Consider the following 20,776-nt stretch of genomic DNA (forward strand, 5'->3'; position numbering starts at 1 on the left):
GTCAGGCCGCGTCGAGAGCGGTCAGGCCGGTGAAGTCGAGCTCCACGCCGTGGCCAGGTCGATCAGGAGCTGTAGCGAAACCATCGGTGATCTGCATGGGTTGAGCGATGAACTCGTCCAAACCGAAGCCATGGGCTTCCATGAACGTGCGATGCGGCGCCGCGGCGAGCGAGTGAATCGTCAAGTCGTGCACACCGTGCGACGTGAGGCTGAGATTGTGTGCTTCGGCCAGCGCCGCGACCTTGCGGAACCCGGTGTATCCGCCGATGTTGCTGACGTCGGGCTCCGGCAGCGTCAGCGCGGAGCGTTCGATCGCCTGAGCGAAGTCGTAGATCGTGTGCAGGTTCTCCCCCGCCGCGATCGCGTGCTGCCCGTGCGCGACGATGCGCGCATTGCCGGCAAGGTCGTCGGGAATCGTGGGCTCCTCGATCCACGTCAGATCGAAGGGCAGGAATGCCCGCGAGGCGCGGAGGGCCTCGTCGACGTTCCACTTCATGTTGGCATCCACCATCAGTGGGAATCCGTCGCCCAAGTGCTCGCGCATCGCAGCCACGCGCGCCACATCTTCACGCAAATCCGCTCGACCGACCTTCATCTTGATCGCGCGGAACCCCTGCGCACAGAATCCGTCAGCTTGCTCGAGGAGGCGCGCGAGCGGAAACTCCAGATCGATACCGCCGGCGTACACCGGCACCCGTGGGTCGTATCCTCCGAACAGCTTCCACAGCGGCATCCGCGTCTTCACACCGAGGAGATCCCACAAGGCGATATCGACAGCCGAGATCGCAGATGTCTGGTGGCCGCCGCGACCGGCGTAGTGCAAGCACCACCACATGTCCTGCCAGAGGCGCTCGATCTGATCGGCGTCCTTCCCGATGAGACAGGTCGACAGATCCTTTTCGATCATAGTGGCGACGGCAGCACCACCGTGATTCACGGTGTACGTGTATCCGACTCCGGTGGCACCATCGCTGTCATCGATCCGGACGGTGATGAGCTCGAAGTCCATCATGACGCCGTGGGTGCTGTCGGTGAGGTGGTTCGCCAGCGGCACGCGATAAAGGTCGGTGCGCACCCGTTCGATGATGGCCATCAGCGTGCCCCGTCCGCGCGTTCGGCAAGCTTCGCCTGGAACGCCTCGTTCCCCTTCTCGGGGCTCACCCCGAGCTCGTACTTCAGCTTCTGGGTCTCGTCCGCGCGGAACGCCTTGAGGTAGCCCCACTCGCCGGTGACGTCGTGGCACAGCCCCCAGCGCAGACCGTCCAGTGGCACTTGAGTAGGTGCGTCGAATCGTAACGGACCCGCCGCGATCGGCGGATTCGGGACGTATGACTGAATCTCGAAGTTCACGCCGTCAGCGGCGAACTGGATCGTGTTTCGCTCCGGTCCATCGGTAGTGAGCAATGCCGCCACACCGCCGTCGTGCAACCACAAGCACGTCTCATGGCCGCTGTTCGTGATGGGGTTCAGCTCGGACCGCGTGTACGGTCCCTCGATGTGATCCGCAATCGCCACGCCCCACTTCGTCGAGCGTCCACCCGAGGTGAAGCGCTCCCCCATCTGCTCGCCCTTGTAGTAGAGGAAGAACTTTCCATCCAGTGGCAGCAACAGCGGGTCATGAACTTTGTGACTGTCGAAGTCGCCTTGCGAGAGCACCGCAAGGCGGTCATCCTCCTCTCCCGCCCACTCTCCGTTGGCTGCTGGCTCTAGCAGCGGCGCCGAGACTTTGGTCCACGGACCCTCTGGCCGATCCGCAGATGCCATGGCGATGGATTCGAAGCTTCGCAGCCGGTAAGGGGATTGCACTACCTGGTACACCAGGTAGTAGCGCCCTTCATGCTCGAGCACCTCTGGAGTGAATACGGAACGGTCGTCGTACTCGCCCGATGCGCCGACTCCGACGGCCCTGTCTTCTTCTACCCACTCCACGCCGTCCACGCTGGTCGCGTGCCAGATCTCAGACCAGTCCCACGGGAACACCTTGGCGCGCGGGTCGGCTGTGCCGAATCCCACGGCCTCGCCCGTCGACTTGGTGTACCAGACGTGGTAGGTACCGTCCTTCAACAGAACGCTGGAGGGGTCTCGGCGGTGAACGCCTGGCTCGGGAACGAGACCAGTGATGTCTTCCTCGGTGAAGTCGCAGAACCACTGCGGGTCTGATGAGTACGCAGCAGCTCGCTGGCTCGCGGTGCTGAGCATGGGTATGGGCATAGCTCGGATGGCCTTTCGGTCTTACTTGATTGCGCCGCCGACGCCGCCGATGGAGAAGTATCGGTTAAGCGCGGCGAAGATGATGACAGGTGGGAGCAGCATGACGACAGACATGGCCATGACCGGCCCCCAGTCGGTGGAGTTCTGCTGGAAGAAGTACTGCAGGCCGATCGGAAGCGTGAAGTTGTCTTCGCTGCGCAGGAACACGACAGCCACGAGGTAGTCATTCCAGGCAACCAAGAAACTGAAGATCGCCGCCGACAGAATGCCTGGATACGAATTGCGCAGCACGATACGCACGAAGGCGCCGAAGACGCTCGCTCCGTCGACCCAGGCGGCCTCTTCGAGTTCGAACGGGATGCTGTCGTAGTACGACGCCATCATCCAACAGGTGACTGCCATGCTTCCGGCGATGAAGATGATTGCAACGCCTGTCAGGCTGTCCGCGAGGCCAAGGCTGGCGAATACAACGAACAGTGGAATCACGATGACGATCACCGGCAGACCTTGCACGACGAACAGGGTGAGGGAGTAGCCCCGCGCAAAACGGTTCCTCAGCCGCGAGAGAGGATATCCGGCCATCGCGCCGATGATCACTCCGAAGACCGTGGTCCCGAGAGTCACCGTTAGGCTGTTCGTCAGGTAGGTGATGACCGGAGTTTCGGTGAAGATCTCGGTGAAGTTGTCGAACGTCCAGATCGTCTCGCCCGAGAGCGTCTGCCCGCCCTGGAACGAGAGCACGATGATGTTGATGATAGGCGTGAGGATGAGCGCCGTGATAATCGCCATCACCGCGAACGTTGTCCACCCGCGAATGCGTTGCTTGCGCTCGAACCGCGAGGTCGGTCGGGCTTGCGCGCGCCGGGCATCGTGCCGGGCGACGACCAGGTTCTGAGTTTCACTCATGACTGCGCTCCGATCAGTTCGCGAGGGGGGCGCGATTGATGCGCCGGAAGAAGTACACCGAAACCGCCACAATCACGATCGTGATCAAGAAGGCGACGGCCACGCCGTAGCCGGTGCGGAAGTCCTGGAACACCAGCCGGTAGGCGAACACGACGAGAGTGTTCGTCGCCCCGACCGGACCTCCCCCTGTGAGGAGATAGATCGTGGGGAAATCGTTCACAGTGAAGATCGCGGCGAGAACCCAGCTGATATATATCGGCTTCGCAATGATCGGCAGGATGATGTGTCGCAGCTTCTGCCACGCAGTTGCCCCGTCGATGCGCGCGGCTTCCTCGACGCTGGGGTCGACCGACTGCAGCGCTGCGTTCATCATCAGCATCATGAACGGAAAGCTGCCCCAGATCTTGAAGACGATCACCGTGATCATCGCCCATGTGGGGTCGGCGAGGAACTGCACGTTCCCGAATCCCAGTGCGCGAAAGAGAGTAGGCACGGGGCTGCTCTGGGTCGCGACCAAAAAGTTCCAACTGGTCGTGGATACGACCACCGGCACGACCCATGGCAGAAGGAGAAGCAGTCGAAATCCCGATCGACCGGGGAACGGATTGCGCAGCACCAGAGCGAACGTCATGCCGATGATCCAACTGACTCCGACCGAGACGACGGTGAAGATCAGGGTGAACCAGGCGGCGTTCCAGAATGCAGGATCCTGTAGTGCCGTCGCGTAGTTCTCCAGCCCGACGAAATCACCGGCGCCGGTGATCCCGCCATCATGCAGTGATTGCCCGATGGCGAACACGAGAGGGTAGGCGTTGATCGCGACCAGGAGGAGAATGGACGGCGCCAACAGAGCTGCCATGGTGGTAGCCCGTCCAGGCGAGAGCGAACCCCGCGGTCCCGCGGGCCCCCTTCCGCCAGGCACCAAGCCCTTACGGGTCGGTCGCTTGGTTACCAATCGTTCCGTCGTCGTCATTTCTCCGCCAGCTTCTTTGCTCTCGTGCTCGCCATCGTCGGCAACTACATCACCTTTTCGATCTCGTCCTGCAGCGTCTGCATGATCTGCTCAGCGCTCTTCTCCGCCTGGATGACCTCCTGAGCCCAGGTGGTGATCGCCTGGCCGCCGTCGACGGCGTTGACCTCCGGGAAGGCCTGGTCTGCGTTCGAGAACAGCGGACGAGCAACCGGCAGCCATTCGTCGATCGCTTTCACCAAGTTGCGGTTTTCCTGCACTTCGGGGAGATCCACCGTGCTCTGGAGGACGGGGATCTTGTTGAGCACGCCGAGCTTCCAGTACTCCTCCATCGCGCTGAGGTAGTAAATCGCGAAATCCTCAACCGCCTCGACGTCCCAGTCACCGCGCCCCGTGTACATCATGAGATCGCTCGTGTAAGCCTGTGTACCGTACGTGCCATTGGGGCTTGCGAGTGGGCTTCCGATGAGCGTGTCCGCTGCCAGCTCGGGATCCTCGAGGGAATTGTCCAGATCAGGGGGCAGGATGGACATCGCGGCCTTGCCGGCGATGAACTGCTCGTTTACGTTCGCGACCGAGTAGCTCACGCTACCGGGATCGAAGATGCCGTCGATCGACAGCATCCGCATGAATTCGACTGCTTCAAGGTTGCGATCGGTCATCGTGTCGGGCTCGCCCGCAGCGTTGAAGAGGCCGCCCTCGTTGTTGAACACGATCGACAGCAGCGTCTGGTACGCGTTACCGCCGCCTCCTCCTGAAGCGATCATGCCGTAGACGCCGTTCTTCTTGAGCGCGAGCCCCGCGGAGTGCAGCTCATCCCACGAAGTCGGCACATCGACCCCTGCAGCCTCGAGGAGCGACTTGCGATACCAGAACATGCGCGCGTCGACGTTCCACGGCAGGGCGGTGTGCACCCCCTCATACGAGAACTGATCGATCGTCCCGGGCAGGAAGTCGCCGATCTTCCCGCTGGCCTCGAGCTTCTTCAGCACGCCGTCGGCGGGGTGGATGGCGTCCTGCACGTAGTACTGAAGCGACTGGAAAGCGCCGCCGGTGCTGATCGCCGGACCCGTTCCCGCCGACACCGCGGAGCTGAAGGTCTGAAGCCAGTTGTTCCAGGGGATCGACTGATAGGTCGCGCCCGGGAAGTCGCCGCTCGGCGAATAGCTCTTGGTGATCGACTTGCCGGCGTCAATGTAGGCCTGCCCCGGCGACCCCCACGGCATATCCCAGAACGGCAGCGGGGACGAGCCTCCGCCGCTGCTCGAGCCTCCTCCGCCAGGGGAGCAGGCGGCGAGAACGGCGATGCTGGCCGCACTCATCCCACCAACCAGAAAACCTCGACGGGAGATCCCCCGAGGGTCGAAAGATGACTTCGTCATTGCAATCCCTTTCAATGCGTCATTGCGAATGCAGGTGTGGTGCTACCGACCAGAGAACCGGTTTTCCAGAGTGTAAACGGAAGAGTGCGCAGCGCGCAACCCCGGGCGCGAACTGGCGTCAGTTCGTGATGCGAGGCGCCGCTACCGACTTGCGCTCCACAACTCGGTATCCGTCTGGCAGTCGATACTCCGCTGGCCGCTGAGTGGCAAGTTGCTTAACGAGCGCATCGACGGCAGCGACGCCGAGAGCATCCAATGGCATTGCTACCGTCGTCAACGGCGGGTCGAGATACTCTGCCACGGAGAGGTCGTCGTACGCGATCACCGACAGGTCTTGCGGTACGCGCAACCCACGCTCCCTCGCAGCCTTCAAAGCACCAACAGCCTGGCCGAATGTCGAAGCGTAGATGGCCGTCAGCTCAGGATGCGCCGCCAAGAGCTGATTCGCTGCTTCGAAGCCGCCACGCTCACTGAAGTCTCCGTGCTCGATGCGCGCGGCATCGAGACCAAGAGATGTCATGCGATCAACAAACCCTTCGCGTCTCGAGCGCGCGGGATGCAAATCGGGCGGACCGGCCGTGAGCCCGATCGCACGATGACCATGTGAGTGCAGAAAATCGACGGCCAGCCCGCTCGCCCCGTGCATGTCGAGCCCGATGTTGCGGCCGGAGCCCTCGACTTCGCGGTTCACGAAGACATGTGCCACCGAAGCGGGGTCTTGCATGAGCCTGTCCACCAATGGGTTGCCCGGGCGCGCAGAGGCAACGAGCAGGCCATCGACGCGTCCTGAGACGACGAGCTCGGCGTAGTCGTCCGGGCCGGCCGGCGCATCCGGCGTGTCTTCAGCGATCAGCAGCACATAGCCATGCTCCTTCGCACGCCGGAAGGCTCCGCGCATGATCGCGGCGTACACGGTGTTAGTCAGGTCCGGAATGAGAAGGGCGAACGCACCTGTGCGCGACACCGAGAGGGCTCGCGCGCCGGCGTGCGGGCGATAGCCCAGCTCTTCGGCGACAGCCTTCACGCGCTGACGGGTTTCAGGTCGGATTCGCAGGCTGCGGTCGTCGTTCATGATGCGCGAGACGATCGACTTCGTCACCCCGCTCCGCTCTGCGACATCCACGAGGCGCGCACGACCACGGAGCGTCGAAGCCGCAGCATCCGGCGATTCGACCTTGTCCATCTGCGATTCGCTCATTCGGCCCCCTGCTTCATCGCCACTCCCAGCCGATCCGTCGGGCGGGATTACGAATAGCATAGGGACGTTGCCCTCGAGCCGCGGATCCGCTAGTCTGAAAAACCGGTTCCCTTATGGATCCGACACGAAGACATTGGCGTCGACCTGCGGCGCCGAGGAAGGAACTCGCGTGGACGTGCGATCGATCTTCACAGCTGACAGCCTGCTCGGCGCCGAGCCTAGCCACGTCATAGGCGGTGCGCGGCGAACGGAGGGCAGCGGCGATCCGCTCCCCGTGGTCAACCCCGCCACCGGCGAGCACGTCGCGAATGTCCCATCGGCTTCCGCCGAACTCGTCGCGGAGGCAGTCTCACTTGCCGTGCAGGCGCAGCGCAAATGGGGCCGACGCAGTCACACTCAGCGCGCGCAGGTGCTGCGGAGCATCCACACGCTTCTCGGCGAGCACGCGGAAGAGATCGGCCGAATCGTCGCCGTCGAGCAGGGCAAGCCCTTCCGAGACGCCGTCGGCGAGATCGGTGGAGCGCAGAACTTCTTCGAGTTCGCCATCAGCCAGCAGTACCGAGAAATCGGTGAGGTGCTCGCTACCGAGTCCGGTGAACAGCTGACGGTGCGTGAGGTTCCCATTGGCGTGGTCGGTGTAATCCTTCCCTGGAACTTCCCCGCCGCGATCTTCGCGCGGAAGGTCGCGCCGGCATTGATGGCCGGCAACGCGATAGTGGTCAAGCCCAGTGAGTTCACACCCCTGTCGGCGATGGCCCTGGCCGAGCTATGCCGGCGCGCCGGCGTGCCGGACGGTCTGGTGAGCGTTGTATGCGGCCCGGGACGGCAGACCGGAGCCGCGCTCGTGGATCACCCCGACGTCGGAATGATCACGATGACGGGCTCGACCCGCGGCGGGCGCGAGATCATGCGCCAGGCTGCCGAGAAGCTCATTCCGGTCTCGCTGGAGCTCGGTGGCAAGGCTCCCTTCATCGTGTTCCCGGATGCAGATCTCGATCGGGCAGCGAAGGATGCCGTGGATGCTCGTCTCTGGAACGCCGGTCAGGTCTGCACCTGCAATGAGATCACCTATGTGCACGAAGACGTCCGCGACGAGTTCCTCGAACGCGTGCGTGCTCACCTGCGTGCCGTGGAGCCCAAGGACCCCTTCGATCCGTCCTCGGCACTCGGACCTCTCGTCGCCGACCGCGAGTGGAACAAGGTCAAGTCCATGGTCGACAGGGCTGTCGAGCAGGGCGCAACCCTGGAGATGGGCGGCGGGCGCCCCGAGGGCGAAGAGTTCGCCACCGGGAACTGGTTCGCCCCCACCCTGCTGACTGGCGTGACGGCCGAGATGGACATCGCACGCAGCGAGGTCTTCGGGCCGGTGCTCTCGCTGACCACATTCGCCAGCTATGACGAGGTGGTGGCACGCGCCAACGCCACGCCGTACGGCCTGTCGGCGTACGTCTACAGCCGCAACCTCCACACCGTGATGCGTGCCTTGGACGACCTCGAGTTTGGTGAGATCTACGTGAACAAGGCGGGACCGGAGCGGCCTCAGGGATTCCACACGGGCTGGAAGGACTCCGGACTCGGCGGCGACGACGGCGTGCACGGCTACGAGCGCTACGTGCGGCGGAAGACGGCCTACGTCGGCTACGGCCCGGAGCACGGAGAGTGAGCGCCGCGATGAACGGAACAGCCACTGTGACCGCCGCCGCCTATACGGGAAACGCGCAGATGACGATCATGGATGCTCCTACCTCGCCGCCCGCTGCGGGGGAAGTGCAGGTGGAAGTGGCCTACGTCGGACTGTGCGGCACCGACCTTCATATCCTTCACGGCCACATGGATGCACGCGTGACGATGCCGGCCGTCATCGGCCACGAGATGAGCGGCTCGATCGCTGAGGTGGGGCCCGACGTCACGGACTGGAAAGTGGGCGACCGCATCACCGTGATGCCCCTCGCCTGGGATGGCACGTGCCCCGCGTGCCGAGCAGGCAATCAGCACATCTGCCAGAACCTCGACTTCATCGGGATCGACTCCCCCGGCGCCCTTCAAGGCCGGTGGAATGTTCCGGCGGCGACTCTCGTGCGACTGCCCGACGACCTCGACCTGCGGATTGCGGCACTTGCCGAGCCTGTCGCGGTCGCCGTCCATGATGTGCGGCGCGGCGAGGTGGCGGCCGGCGACAAAGTGGTCGTCATCGGAGGAGGCCCCATCGGCCTCCTCATCGCCTCGGTCGCGCGCGTCGAAGGAGCGCACGTCCGCATCATCGAGTTGGATGCCGCGCGGTCACAGGTTGCGCGAGAACTGGGATTCGATGTCATCGATCCCCGAGCCGAAGATCAGCAGGCGACGGTGGAAGCGTGGACGGAGGGCGCGGGTGCCGACGTCGTGTTCGAGGTGTCCGGCGCACCGGCCGCCGTGCTCGGGGCGACCTCCCTCGCGAAGGTGCGTGGAACCATCGTCGTGGTCGCGATCCACCCCGAACCTCGGCCGCTGGACCTCCAGCGCGTCTTCTGGCGCGAGCTGAGGATCCTCGGCGCGCGCGTCTACCAGCGCCGGGACTTCGAGCGCGCCGTCGATCTGCTCACGGAGGGATCCATCCCTCACGAGACCATGATCACGGGCGTTCTTCCTCTCGACCACACCCAGGCGGCCTTCGATCAGCTGCAGTCGGGCGGAGCCATGAAGATTCTCGTCGATGTCCAGACGGGAGGCGCGGCATGACGGTGTTCAACCACCTGGGCGCGTTCGACCTGACAGGCAAGCGGGCCGTCGTCACCGGCGCAGCGCGTGGCATCGGGCTGGCCATCGCTGAGGGCCTGGCCGAGGCGGGTGCCGACATCATCGGCGTATCGGCGACATTGGCGCCCGGCGACAGTCCCGCACGTCGCGCGGTCGAAGCAACCGGCCGGACCTTCACGTCACACGCCGTCGACTTCTCTGACAGAGCTGCCGTGATCGACTTCGCTCGAGAAGTGACCACGACGGGCCCCGTCGACATCCTTGTGAACAACGCGGGCACGATCAGACGGGCACCCGCCGCCGACCACTCGCTCGAAGACTGGGACCACGTGCTGCAGGTGAACCTCTCCAGCCAGTTCGTGCTCACGCAGGAGATCGGACGGCACATGCTCGAGCGCGGGCGGGGCAAGGTGATCTTCACCGCGAGCCTTCTCAGCTTCCAGGGAGGAATCACCGTTCCCGGTTACACGGCATCCAAGTCCGCCATCGCGGGCCTCACCCGAGCCCTGGCCAATGAATGGACGGCAAAGGGAGTCACCGTCAATGCGATCGCTCCCGGGTACATCGCCACCGACAACACGCAGGCGCTCCAGGACGATCCGAATCGCTCGCGCAGCATCCTGGAGCGAATCCCGGCCGGTCGGTGGGGCCGTCCCGAAGACCTCAAGGGTGCCGCCGTGTTCCTCGCCTCTTCGGCCGCCGACTACGTGTCGGGGATCACCCTCCCCGTGGACGGGGGATGGCTCGGCCGATGAGCATCCCCATGCACGCTCTCCTGCCCTCGTCGCCGATCGTTCCGGTCGTCACACTCACGGACGCCACCCACGCGACGGCACTCGCTGATGCTCTCACCGCAGGCGGAATCTCGATCATCGAGATCACGCTGCGAACGCCAGAGGGTCTGAAGGCGATCGCGGCGTTGCGCGACCGGACCGATGTCGTCGTCGGCGCCGGCACGGTGCGCAATGCCGCGGACGTGACTGCGGTGGCGGAAGCGGGTGCCCGATTCCTCGTTGCTCCCGGCCTGTCCCGCGAGATCGTCGAAGCCGCCCAGAGCGCGGCGCTTCCTGTGATTCCCGGCATCGCCACGGGAAGCGATCTGCTCGAAGCGATCGCGCTCGGGCTCACCCACGTGAAGCTGTTTCCGGCAGGGGCACTCGGCGGGCTCGACGCCGTCCGGGCGCTCTCCGCGCCCTTCCCCGAGATCTCGTTCATGCCCAGTGGGGGTGTAACCGCAGAGAATGCGCCCCACTACATGAGGCACGAGGCGGTCTTCGCGGTCAGTGGCAGTTGGATGGTTCCGCCGGATGCGGTCGAGGCCCGAGACTGGAGGCGCATCGAGCGCCTCAGCCGCGCCGCCGCAGAGGCGGTGGTCGGCGATGGAGCGTGATCTCGAGGTCATCACGATCGGCGAAACGATGGGTCTGCTGCACTCTTTACACCCCGGGCGTCTCGACCTGGCCCACGCGGTCGGCGTGAGCATCGGCGGGGCCGAGTCGAATACGGCAATCGGACTGGCCCGTCTGGGAGTGGCTGCAGCGTGGCTCGGCAGGGTTGGCGCCGACGCCTTCGGCGAGCGCATCCTGCGGACGCTTCGGGCAGAGTCCGTCGACGTCGTGGAGATCATCGACGCTCATGCTCCGACCGGGCTCATGGTGAAGGAGCGCCGCTCGTCCACGCAGACGTCCGTCTCGTACTACCGATCCGGCAGCGCCGGCAGTCGCCTCACCCCCGGAGACATCCCTGCGGGAATCATCGAGAATGCGCGCGTTCTGCACGTAACCGGCATCACGCCGGCACTGTCAGGCGACGCCAAGGAGGCGATCTTCGCCGCGATCCGACGTGCGCGAGCAGCGGGTGTGCGCGTCTCCTTCGACGTGAATCATCGTTCTCGTCTCTGGGATGCCGGTCTCGCGCGACCTGTTTATCGCGAGCTGATCGCGTCGAGCGACATCGTCTTCGCCGGCGTCGAAGAGGCTGCCCTGGCGCTCGACACATCAGAGACGAGCGCGCTTCTTCTCGCGCACGGCCTCGCCGCGCTCGGTCCGTCGGAGGTCATCATCAAGCGTGGCGCGGAGGGAGCTGACGCTCACATCGACGGGAACGCGTTCCACGTCGACGCGGTGCCGGTGGACGTCATCGACACCGTGGGCGCGGGCGACGCATTCGTCGCCGGCTACCTCGCGGAGCGGGTGCGTGCGGCGAGTCCCGAGTCATGTCTGCGCATGGGCGCATCCGCAGGAGCGTGCGCCTGCACCGCGGCCGGCGACTGGGAGTCTCTCCCGACACGCGAGGACGTGGCATCTCTCACCCGGACAGATCCCGTCGCTCGCTGATCAGCGCCGCGAAAGACGCCTCGTCAGGGACTTTTCCTTGTGAAGTGTTAAGAAAACCGGTTTAATGTTGTCAGGGCGAAGCGGCGACTCATCGATGAGAAGCCCCGCTCAGTGCGTCGACGTCGATGCGAGTGCCTCTCGGATCGCCTGCTCGTCGCGCGCTGATGCAGAAAGGTCTCGGGATGACCCTTTCCTCCACTCCACCCACGCGGCGTCGGCCACGCACCGCGGTTGCCGCCACCATGACAGTCGCCCTGGCGTTGTCGACTGCGGCGATACCCGCAGCCCATGCTGAGGATTCGCCGAATCTCGGCGATCAGACCGTGCTGTACGACTTCGACGGGTCGCTCCCTGACCCCGTCGAGGTAGGTGCGTACAACGCGTCCAGCGAGGCCGTGACAGTTGACGGTGATCAGAAGTGGAAGGTCCACTTCAATGCTGAGTCGCAGTACTACTCGTCGTTCCATGTTCGGCACCCCGGCGGATTGGACCTGTCGGGATCGGAGTCAGTCGGTCTCTCCGTCGAACTGACCAATCCCGGCGATCGCTCAGTGCAGTTCCACGTGGACGTGTTCTCCTCTACTGGCGTCGCGACCCGCGCGATCAACGTCGCGGCGGGTTCCAGCGGCACCTACTACGTCGACATCGACAGTCCCGCCAACGACCGTGACTCGGGTCTTCGCGCCGATCCATCGTGGCTCGCTGACAAGGAGGTTCAACAAGCCGTCTGGATGTGGGGAACGAAGAAGCTGGACCCCGCAGAGATCCAACAGGTCATCTTCTACGTCGTGGGCCTCCAGCACGACCGTGAAGTCATCATCGACGACATCGCGATCGTGCGCGACGCGCCGGCGGACCCGGCTTACCTCACCGGGCTGGTCGACAAGTTCGGGCAGAACGCGAAGATGGAGTACGACGGCAAGATCTCATCTGCGGGCGACATCAAGAAGCAACGCAAGCAGGAACAGGCCGACCTCGCGGCACATCCCGAACTCAGTGATCGCTCCACATACGGCGGCTGGGCCGACGGCCCACGCCTGGAAGCCACGGGGCACTTCCGCACCGAGAAGCTCCCGAACGGCGAGTGGACCCTCGTGGACCCCGAAGGCTACCTCTACTTCTCGACCGGAATCGACAATGCCCGCCTGTTCGACGGACAGACGATGACCGGCTACGACTACGATCACGAGCTGCTGCCCGACTTCGAAACAGAGTACGTCGGCGGGCGCACAGCGGCGACCCCCGAGGATCTCAACCGCCTCGAAGGCCCGGTCGTGAAGACTCGAGAGCAGACGAACGACATCCGCGCGGACCTGTTCGAGAAGCTCCCGAAACTGAACAAGAAGGGCGCTGAGCACTACGGCTACAACCCGCAGACCTTCGCCGGACCGATGGAGCAGGGAGAGACTTTCCACTTCTACAGAAACAACCTGGCTCTCAAGTATCCGAGCGCGAAGAACACGAGCGAGGTCGTGGACCTGTGGCAAGACAACACCGTGGAGAGAATGCGCAGCTGGGGGTTCACCTCGTTCGGCAACTGGGCCGACCCAGAGCTGTACGACAATGCCACCCTGCCGGTGTTCGCGCACGGCTGGATCATTGGCGACTACAAGACGGTCAGCACCGGACAGGACTATTGGGGCCCGCTTCCCGACCCGTTCGACTCGGACTTCCAACAGGCGGCGCGCGCGACAGCCGAGGCCGTCGCGGCGGAGACCGGAGAGGACAACCCATGGCTGGTCGGAGTGTTCATGGACAACGAGCGCAGCTGGGGCAACGGGGGCAGCTTCGCCACGCGCTACGGAATCGCGATCGACACGCTCGGCCGGGATGCCTCCGTCACACCCACCAAGGCTGAGTTCAGTCGCCTTCTGAAGGAGAAGTACGGGACGATCGATGCCCTGAACACCGCGTGGTCGACATCGGTGGCGTCATGGGAGGAGTTCGACGCAGGGTCCTTCGACCAGGGAAACGACGAGGCCGCGAGAACCGCCGACTACGCGTGGCTGATGAAGGTGTATGCGAGCAAGTACTTCGAGGTCGTCCACGACGAGCTCGAGCGAGTGCTTCCCGACGCCCTCTACATGGGGCCGCGCTTCGCCAGCTGGGGTCGAACACCGGAGGTGCTCGAGGCAGCAGCCGAGTACGTCGACGTCATGACCTACAACGAGTATCGCGAGGGTCTTCACCCGCAAGAGTGGGCCTTCCTCGCCGACCTCGACAAGCCCAGCCTGATCGGTGAATTCCATATGGGTGCGACAACGAGCGGCAACCCGCACCCGGGCCTGATCTCTGCAGGATCCCAAGCCGAGCGCGGACTCATGTATCGCGAGTACATGGAGCGCCTGATCGACAGCCCGTACATGGTCGGCGGCCACTGGTTCCAGTACGTGGACTCGCCGATCAGCGGTCGACAGATCGACGGTGAGAACTACAACGTGGGCTTCGTGTCGGTGACCGACCGCCCGTATCCGGAGATGGTCGACGCCGCTCGGCAACTGAATGGCGAGCTCTATGAGCGACGTTTCGGAGACCTCGACCTACCCACTCCTGACGTCACCAAGCCGGCGGTCACCCTGGTGCGACCCAACTCGCTCGCACCGTCTCGTTCGGCATCCATCCAGGTGGATGCGACCGACGACCGCGGGCTCAAGAAGATCGTTGCCAACATCTACCAGGGGTCGACGCTGATCGAGAGCACACAGACGGCCGTGGATGGCGCAACGAGCGCTTCGCACATCGCCGACGTGTCACTGTCCGACGGCACGTACACGCTGAAGTACAACGCGCACGATTCAGCGGGGAACGTCTCGAAGACGAGCACCGTCGATTTCGTCATCGACGCGACGCCGCCGACGGCAACGATCAAAGACGGCACGAAGTTCACTGTCGCAAACGGGGACTCCTACGACATGGTCAGCTTCAAGCTCCACGACGCCGGCAAAGTCGACAAAGTGGAGATCAACGGTCGGACGAAGGACTTGTCCGACAACGCCTGGTCAGACGTCAACTTCGTCACGCCCGGAGTGTTCGGCGCTCGCAGCGGACAGAACACGATGATCGTGTTCGACCGCGCGGGCAACGAGTTCAGCATCGCTTTCACGCTGAACTAGCGCACCAAGAAGAGGAGGGCGTTCCGTGCTCGGGACGCCCTCCTCCTCGTTTTGCGCGAGTTACCAGTCGCCGTGTGATCCGTCGTCGTGGACGAAGACCGGGGTCCGCCAGTCACCTGGGTAAGCGCGCTCCGCAAACAGATCCTCGTCGGGTTGGACGCCCAGCCCGGGCGCCGTCGGGAGTTCAACGGAGCCGTTGATGATCTCGAAAGGCTCGACGAGCAGCCCGTGGCCGAGATCGCTGCCATCATCCATCGACGGATGCTCCTGGATCACGAAGTTCGGAGTGCACGCGTCAAGCTGCACGCATGCGGCGAGGGAGATCGGTCCGAGCGGATTGTGGGGCGCGACGCTGATGTACTGCGCCTCAGCCATCGCTGCGATCTTCCGAGACTCGAAGATCCCTCCCGCGTGGCAAAGGTCTGGTTGTGCCACCGAGATCGCGCGGTGGTCGATGAGCTCGCGAAACTCCCACTTGGTGAATCTTCGCTCGCCCGCCGCGATGGGAACGTCTGTCGTCGCTGCGATGTCGCAGAGCGCATCGACATTCTCAGGAAGGCACGGCTCCTCTACCCACAGCGGGTGGAACGGCTCGAACCCTGAGATGAGTTGCTTCGCCGTGGCGGGCGACGTGCGGCCGTGCATGTCGATCGCGATGTCGAAGTCCGCGCCGACCGCCGAACGAACCGCCGCCAGCCGGCGAACCTGGCGTTCGACGTAGTCTTGGGTTTCGAGCGCGCGGGCCGGCCCGTCGATCCCGATCTTGATGGCCGTGAGACCCTGGGCCTGCGCGCGGAGGGCCGCCTGTACAAAGTCCGCATCCGTCTCGCCACGGCCGTGACCGTACATCCTGATCCGGTCGCGAACCCGCCCGCCCAGGAGTTCATACACGGGGGCGTTGTAGAACTTCCCTTTGATGTCCCACAGAGCGTGCTCGAGCCCGCTTATCGCGCTGACCCCGATGGCGCCGCCGCGATAGAAGCCGCCCCGATACATGACCTGCCAATGGTGTTCGATCATTCGCGGATCTTTGCCGATGAGGTAGTCGGCAAAGTGGCGGACCGCTTCGGCGACGACGAGGGCCTGGCCCTCGACCACTGGCTCGCCATAGCCCGTGATCCCGCAATCGGTATCGACGGCGACGAATGTCCATCGCGGCCGAACGTGGAAGATTCGAACTCCCGTGATCTTCATGGTCCTACTTTCGCGTTCGAGGCTGCCCGGAGAGAGCGCGCACATGATCTGCGGATATGGTTTGCGTGGCACCACTCAGCGACACCGCTGACGCTCCCGCTTCAAGGAATGCACTCGCGTTGTCAGCGTCCACCCCGCCCGTTGCCACGAAGCGCAGGTCCGGGAACGGGCCGAGCATCGCGCGAACCATCGATGGGCCGAGCACGCTTGCGGGGAACAGTTTGAGCCAACGGTGTCCCGCAGCACGCGCAGCGGTGACATCTGACGGCGTCATCACGCCCGGAAGGTGCGGCATTCCCGCGCTGAGGCTTGCTTCGGCGACTTCTGGATCCCACCCTGGCGCCACAGTGAACGCGGCTCCGGCCTCTCTCGCGAGGTCGACGGCATGCGCGTCCGTCACCGTGCCCGCACCGACCACCCGCCCGCGGGCACGGCCCGCCTCCGCGGTTCGAGCGAGCGTCACCGTCGCGGCCTCGCTCGACAGAGGGACCTCGACGAGTGCGAAACCTACGTCCCACGCTCGAGACGCAAGAGACACCGTGGTCTCGGAGTCATAGCCGCGCAGGATGGACATGACCCGCGATCGCGCGAACCAATCATCGAACAGTTGGTCGGCACGCTCGGCCGTTATCCCGGTCACTTCACTGCTCCCGCCGTCATGCCACTCACGATTCGCTTCTGCAAGAAGATGAAGATCAATGTGAGGGGCACCAGCGCATAAAGGGATGCTGCCATCAGATCGTTCCACTCGATTCGGTACTGGCCGATCAGCTGGCCGATGCCCACGGGCACGGTCTTCTTGTCTTCGCTGGAGGTGAGAACGAGCGCAAACAGATATTCGTTCCATCCACTGATGAACGCGTAGATCGCCGTCGCTGCCACACCGGGCATCGTCAGCGGAAGGATGATCTGGAAAAAGGTGCGAACGCGCCCGGCTCCGTCCACCTCGGCTGCGCTGTCGAGCTCGGTGGGTATGGATCGGAAGTACCCCACCATCATCCACGTGCACAGCGGAAGTTGGAACGAGACATAGACGATGACGAGGGCGGTGCGCGTGTCGATGAGCCCGAAGTTCTGGAACAGCTTGAAGTACGGGATCAGCAGCATGATCGAGGGGAACATCTGCGTCAACAGCAGGAACGTCATCAGCGAACCTCTGCCGCGGAATTCGAAGCGTGAGACACCATATCCGGCGAACGTCGCGAAAGCGATGGCGATCACTGTCGACAACGTGACCACCACGATCGAGTTCGCGAAGTAGGTGGCGAAGGGATAGTCCGTGAAGACCCGGGCGAACGCGTCGAGCGTGGGTCGGACCGGGAGCCATCGCACAACCTGCGAGAACAGTTCCTCTGACGGCTTCAATGCGGTCGCCAGCATCCATGCGACTGGCACCAACACCACCAGCGAGGCGAACGCAAGCAACACATATGCGACGGCATTGCTCGTACGGACTGCATTATTCGTCGTCACGATGAAGGGCTTTCTGGTAGATCCCGCTCAGGACGAGACAGATGAGCAGAACGATCACGGCCGTGGCGGCGGCATCTCCCCACTGGAAGCTCTTGAAGGCGCGCTGGTAGATGTCGATGCTCACGACGTTCGTCGCGCCAGCAGGACCACCGTTCGTCAACAGCCACACGATGGTGAAGTGCTTGAACCACCACGCCGTCTCCAAGACGATCACAGCTAAGAGGACGGGACGGATCGACGGGAGTGTCACGTGCCAGAACTGTCGAGCAGCACTGGCACGGTCGAGCGAGGCCGCTTCGTACAGCTCGCGCGGCACGGTCTGGAGTCCCGCAAGCACGAGGATCATGACAAGCGGATAACCCTTCCAGATCGCGGCCATGGCGACGGCGAGGAGCGCGAGGTTCGGGTCGTCGAGCCACGCCACCGGTTGGTCGATGATCCCCAGTGCTTCGAGGTTCGCATTGAAGAGGCCGTAGATCGGGTTGTACATCCACTTCCAGATCAGCGCTACGACGACCTCGGGGAACAACCACGGCAGGATGAGCACCACACGGAAGAACGTGGTGAAACGCAACCCGCGGTTCAGAAGCAGCGCCAGGCCGGTGCCCACCACCAGGTTTCCCGCCACAACCAGAAATGCGAACGCGAACGTGATCCCGATGGACTCGTAGAAGCTCCTGTCTCGCGCAAGCCGGGCATAGTTGTCCAACCCGACGAAGTCCCATCGATTGACGAGGTTCGTGTCGAAGAAGCTCAGCGCGATGCCGTAGACGATCGGATATGCCACCAGGGCGAGCGTCGCCAGCAGAACCGGCAACGTGAAGAGCCGTCCGGCGAGGGCGTCCCGTGCAGAACGCCCTCCCGCCCGCCCGCGCTTGTTCTGCGCGGGCGGGCGGGTATGCGCCGAAGCCGGAGCGAGAGTCGGACTAGCGGGCATTGTCGATCTCTTCTCTCGTGACCCGTGCCGCTTCCGATCCCGCCTCTTCGGCCTTCGCCTGCTCCAAGATCACACTCTGATACGCCTCAGTTCCGGCGAGCAGAACCGCAGGGTAGAACGTCGCCTGCGGAGGCGCATAGCCGTACGGGATCGCATCGACGAACCCGGCAAGGTCGCCCCCAGCAGCTGTGATCTGCTCCAGAGCGCTAGTCCGCATCGGCAGCCGGCCAGTGGCATCCGACCACTGCACCTGGTTCTCGTCATTGAGGAGGAACCTGAGATAGTCGGCCGCCGCCTCTTTGTTCTCGCTGGTCTCGCTGATGCTGTAGCCGCCCAGGCCCAGGTTCGCCGCGGGCTCCTGCCCCAGAGCGTGCGGCAGCGGGACGGCGGCGAGCTTGCCCTCAAGCTCGGGATTCTGCGCCATGATGGCGCCGATGGCGTTCGATCCGCTCACCATCATCGCTGTCGTGTCGCTGCTCATGAGGTTGACAGCCTCGGGATACGAAGTGCTGAGCGTCCCCACGGGGGTGACCTCGTACTTGTTGACCAGGTCGCCATAGAACTGAAACGCCGCTTCGGCCTCGGGCGAGTCGTAGGCGGTCTCCCATCCATCGCCCGCGGCTTCGAGTTCGGTCGCACCGAACGACCTCAGAATGGGGATGAAGCGTCCTGCACCTGAAAGGTCAGCCGAGCCGAGGAGGGCGACGCCCCAGCGGTCGGTCTCGCCATCGTCGTCGGTGTCCGTAGTCATGTCCTGCGCCACCTCGATGAATTCGTCCCACGTGGCGGGCGGGGTCACCCCGGCCTCCTCGAACCAGTCGGCACGGTAGATCAGACCCGTGGGAATCGAGTACCACGGGGCGAACACCATCGCCTCGTCGATCGTCGCCTGTTCGATGCCGCTGTCGGCGAAACCGGAAACGAACTCAGCGCCCAGGACCTCATTGAGATCAGCGGGGGCGCCGAGGTCCACCGACTTCGGCGCGAAGTCGGGGCTGTTGAAGAAGATGTCGGGCAGAGTCCCGCTCGACGCCATCGCGACGAGCTTGGTCTGGAGTTCGTTCGAAGGCACCCCGATGAACTCGATAGTGACGTTCGGATTCTCGGCCATGTACGCATCTGCGATCGCCTGCTCGACCTCGCCATCCGGCTGTTCCACGATGGTGCTGCTCAGAATTGTCAGGGTCACATCGTCGTCGCCCTCGGCCGAGTCGCTGGTGTCTGCGCTGCACGCGGCCATGCTGCCCGCGAGCACCACGGTGGCTGTGAGCCCGATGAGCCGTTTCGGGTTGTTCATGTTTCTCCTCTGCGGAGCGCTCAACGTGCGCTCACATCGTTGTGGTTGCAGATAGTGCAACACAATGTGCGCTGATCGCACGCGGTTGCGAGGACTACCATGGCACAACATTGCAAAGTGAGCAACCGGTATTCCAGCGGTAGTACCGGTGAGACCCTGACACGGGCCGTCACGGTGAACACCGCAGACCGCGGTGTAGTGTGCACTGAGCGCACATCGTTCGCTGTGGGCGCCTGATCATCGGAGGATTCATGGCGAGTTCGGTGGATCGCGCACTCGATGTGATCGCACGGCTGTCAGCGAGCCCTCAATCCCCGAGCGCGCTGGCACGCGAGCTCGGGGTCCACCGCTCCACTGTTCTTCGGTTGCTTCAGACGCTGGAGCTGCGCGGATTCGCCCGCCGTGAGGCCTCAGGACAATGGGTCACCGGGTTCGAGCTCATCTCGATCGGGCAAAGGTCATTGGACGCAATCAGCGTGCGAGAAGTCGCCCGACCACATCTGCACCGCCTCAGCACGACCATCGGTCACACCCTCCACCTCGCGGAACGAGTAGAGACTGACGTCATCTACATCGACAAGTTCGACGGCGGTGGGCACGTGGAGATGCGCTCGCGTATCGGAGCCAAGGCGCAGCTGCATACAGCCGCCGTGGCCAAAGCCCTCATGGCCTTCGCCTCAGACGGCACACGCGCGCTCGCAACGAAGAAGATCGAGTACGAGCGCTACACACCCACGACGATCACCAGCGAGGAACAGCTGTTGAGGGAGTATGAGCTCATCAGACGCCGGGGCTGGGCGATCGACGACGGGGAGCACGAGGATTGGCTCAACTGCATCGCGGTGCCCGTGTTCGACAGGGACGGCGATGCCGTCGCCGGGATATCGATCACGTCTCTCCGCGCCATCGCTTCGGTCGATCACTTGCAGCAGCTGTTGCCTCGCGTCATGGCCACACGGGACTCCATCTCCCATGAACTCGGTTGGAGTGGAGCAGTCACCCGCTGACAAGCGCCTTGGCGAG

Annotated in this window: 18 protein-coding genes; 7 read left to right on the forward strand and 11 right to left on the reverse strand. The window is 63.9% G+C overall.

Annotated features, from left to right (window positions below):
• Position 1 precedes the first annotated feature (1 nt).
• The 6 genes from RN51_RS00855 to RN51_RS00880 all read right to left on the reverse strand — a co-directional run bounded on the left by RN51_RS00855 (position 2) and on the right by RN51_RS00880 (position 6,667).
• The gene (locus RN51_RS00855; RefSeq protein ID WP_045262157.1) at positions 2-1,093 is read right to left on the reverse strand and encodes a mandelate racemase/muconate lactonizing enzyme family protein; all 1,092 of its coding nucleotides are present in this window, start codon (positions 1,091-1,093) and stop codon (positions 2-4) included.
• Positions 1,093-2,199: a glycoside hydrolase family 117 protein gene (locus tag RN51_RS00860; RefSeq protein WP_231579173.1), complete on the reverse strand. Its 1,107-nt coding sequence runs from the start codon at positions 2,197-2,199 to the stop codon at positions 1,093-1,095. Before RN51_RS00860 ends, RN51_RS00855 begins: the two co-directional genes overlap by 1 nt.
• 33 nt (positions 2,200-2,232) lie before the next feature.
• Positions 2,233-3,117 carry a carbohydrate ABC transporter permease gene (locus tag RN51_RS00865; protein WP_025104827.1) on the reverse strand — a complete coding sequence of 295 codons (885 nt, stop codon included), beginning with the start codon at positions 3,115-3,117 and terminating at the stop codon, positions 2,233-2,235.
• A gap of 13 nt (positions 3,118-3,130) precedes the next feature.
• Positions 3,131-3,976 (reverse strand): carbohydrate ABC transporter permease, encoded by an 846-nt coding sequence (locus RN51_RS00870; RefSeq protein WP_115642580.1) that lies wholly within the window; start codon positions 3,974-3,976, stop codon positions 3,131-3,133.
• Positions 3,977-4,134: 158 nt separating this feature from the next.
• Entirely contained in the window at positions 4,135-5,409 is a 1,275-nt protein-coding gene (locus RN51_RS00875) for an ABC transporter substrate-binding protein (protein WP_231579174.1), read from the reverse strand.
• 178 nt (positions 5,410-5,587) lie between these two features.
• Positions 5,588-6,667, reverse strand: a complete 1,080-nt coding sequence (locus tag RN51_RS00880; protein WP_082066189.1) for a LacI family DNA-binding transcriptional regulator — start codon at positions 6,665-6,667, stop codon at positions 5,588-5,590.
• 169 nt (positions 6,668-6,836) lie between these two features.
• On the opposite strand from RN51_RS00880, the gene RN51_RS00885 reads away from it, so the two are divergent.
• The 6 genes from RN51_RS00885 to RN51_RS00910 all read left to right on the forward strand — a co-directional run bounded on the left by RN51_RS00885 (position 6,837) and on the right by RN51_RS00910 (position 14,852).
• Complete coding sequence (locus RN51_RS00885; protein ID WP_052674525.1) at positions 6,837-8,330, forward strand: aldehyde dehydrogenase family protein; 1,494 nt, start codon at positions 6,837-6,839, stop codon at positions 8,328-8,330.
• An 8-nt stretch (positions 8,331-8,338) separates the two neighbouring features.
• Entirely contained in the window at positions 8,339-9,385 is a 1,047-nt protein-coding gene (locus RN51_RS00890) for a zinc-dependent alcohol dehydrogenase (protein WP_231579175.1), read from the forward strand.
• Positions 9,382-10,158 (forward strand): 2-dehydro-3-deoxy-D-gluconate 5-dehydrogenase KduD, encoded by a 777-nt coding sequence (gene kduD / locus RN51_RS00895; RefSeq protein ID WP_045262161.1) that lies wholly within the window; start codon positions 9,382-9,384, stop codon positions 10,156-10,158. The genes RN51_RS00890 and kduD overlap by 4 nt, the downstream gene beginning before the upstream one ends.
• Positions 10,155-10,793: a bifunctional 4-hydroxy-2-oxoglutarate aldolase/2-dehydro-3-deoxy-phosphogluconate aldolase gene (eda, locus tag RN51_RS00900; RefSeq protein ID WP_045262174.1), complete on the forward strand. Its 639-nt coding sequence runs from the start codon at positions 10,155-10,157 to the stop codon at positions 10,791-10,793. The genes kduD and eda overlap by 4 nt, the downstream gene beginning before the upstream one ends.
• The gene (locus RN51_RS00905) at positions 10,783-11,739 is read left to right on the forward strand and encodes a sugar kinase (protein ID WP_025104819.1); all 957 of its coding nucleotides are present in this window, start codon (positions 10,783-10,785) and stop codon (positions 11,737-11,739) included. The genes eda and RN51_RS00905 overlap by 11 nt, the downstream gene beginning before the upstream one ends.
• 182 nt (positions 11,740-11,921) lie before the next feature.
• Positions 11,922-14,852 (forward strand): beta-galactosidase, encoded by a 2,931-nt coding sequence (locus RN51_RS00910; protein ID WP_231579176.1) that lies wholly within the window; start codon positions 11,922-11,924, stop codon positions 14,850-14,852.
• A 60-nt stretch (positions 14,853-14,912) separates the two neighbouring features.
• Here RN51_RS00910 and dgoD read toward each other — a convergent pair whose 3' ends face one another.
• The 5 genes from dgoD to RN51_RS00935 all read right to left on the reverse strand — a co-directional run bounded on the left by dgoD (position 14,913) and on the right by RN51_RS00935 (position 19,753).
• On the reverse strand, positions 14,913-16,046 hold the full coding sequence (gene dgoD / locus RN51_RS00915) for a galactonate dehydratase (protein ID WP_045262163.1): 1,134 nt from the start codon (positions 16,044-16,046) through the stop codon (positions 14,913-14,915).
• Positions 16,047-16,050: 4 nt separating this feature from the next.
• The gene (locus RN51_RS00920) at positions 16,051-16,686 is read right to left on the reverse strand and encodes a bifunctional 4-hydroxy-2-oxoglutarate aldolase/2-dehydro-3-deoxy-phosphogluconate aldolase (protein WP_052674526.1); all 636 of its coding nucleotides are present in this window, start codon (positions 16,684-16,686) and stop codon (positions 16,051-16,053) included.
• On the reverse strand, positions 16,683-17,426 hold the full coding sequence (locus RN51_RS00925) for a carbohydrate ABC transporter permease (protein ID WP_231579178.1): 744 nt from the start codon (positions 17,424-17,426) through the stop codon (positions 16,683-16,685). Before RN51_RS00925 ends, RN51_RS00920 begins: the two co-directional genes overlap by 4 nt.
• A 79-nt stretch (positions 17,427-17,505) precedes the next feature.
• Positions 17,506-18,456, reverse strand: a complete 951-nt coding sequence (locus RN51_RS00930; RefSeq protein ID WP_231579177.1) for a carbohydrate ABC transporter permease — start codon at positions 18,454-18,456, stop codon at positions 17,506-17,508.
• On the reverse strand, positions 18,446-19,753 hold the full coding sequence (locus RN51_RS00935; protein ID WP_052674528.1) for an ABC transporter substrate-binding protein: 1,308 nt from the start codon (positions 19,751-19,753) through the stop codon (positions 18,446-18,448). The genes RN51_RS00930 and RN51_RS00935 overlap by 11 nt, the downstream gene beginning before the upstream one ends.
• Before the next feature lie 251 nt (positions 19,754-20,004).
• Between RN51_RS00935 and RN51_RS00940 the strand changes: the two genes are divergently transcribed.
• Positions 20,005-20,760 carry an IclR family transcriptional regulator gene (locus tag RN51_RS00940; protein WP_045262166.1) on the forward strand — a complete coding sequence of 252 codons (756 nt, stop codon included), beginning with the start codon at positions 20,005-20,007 and terminating at the stop codon, positions 20,758-20,760.
• Positions 20,761-20,776 lie beyond the last annotated feature (16 nt).

The organism is Microbacterium oxydans (assembly GCF_000956405.1).
GTDB lineage: Bacteria > Actinomycetota > Actinomycetes > Actinomycetales > Microbacteriaceae > Microbacterium > Microbacterium oxydans_C.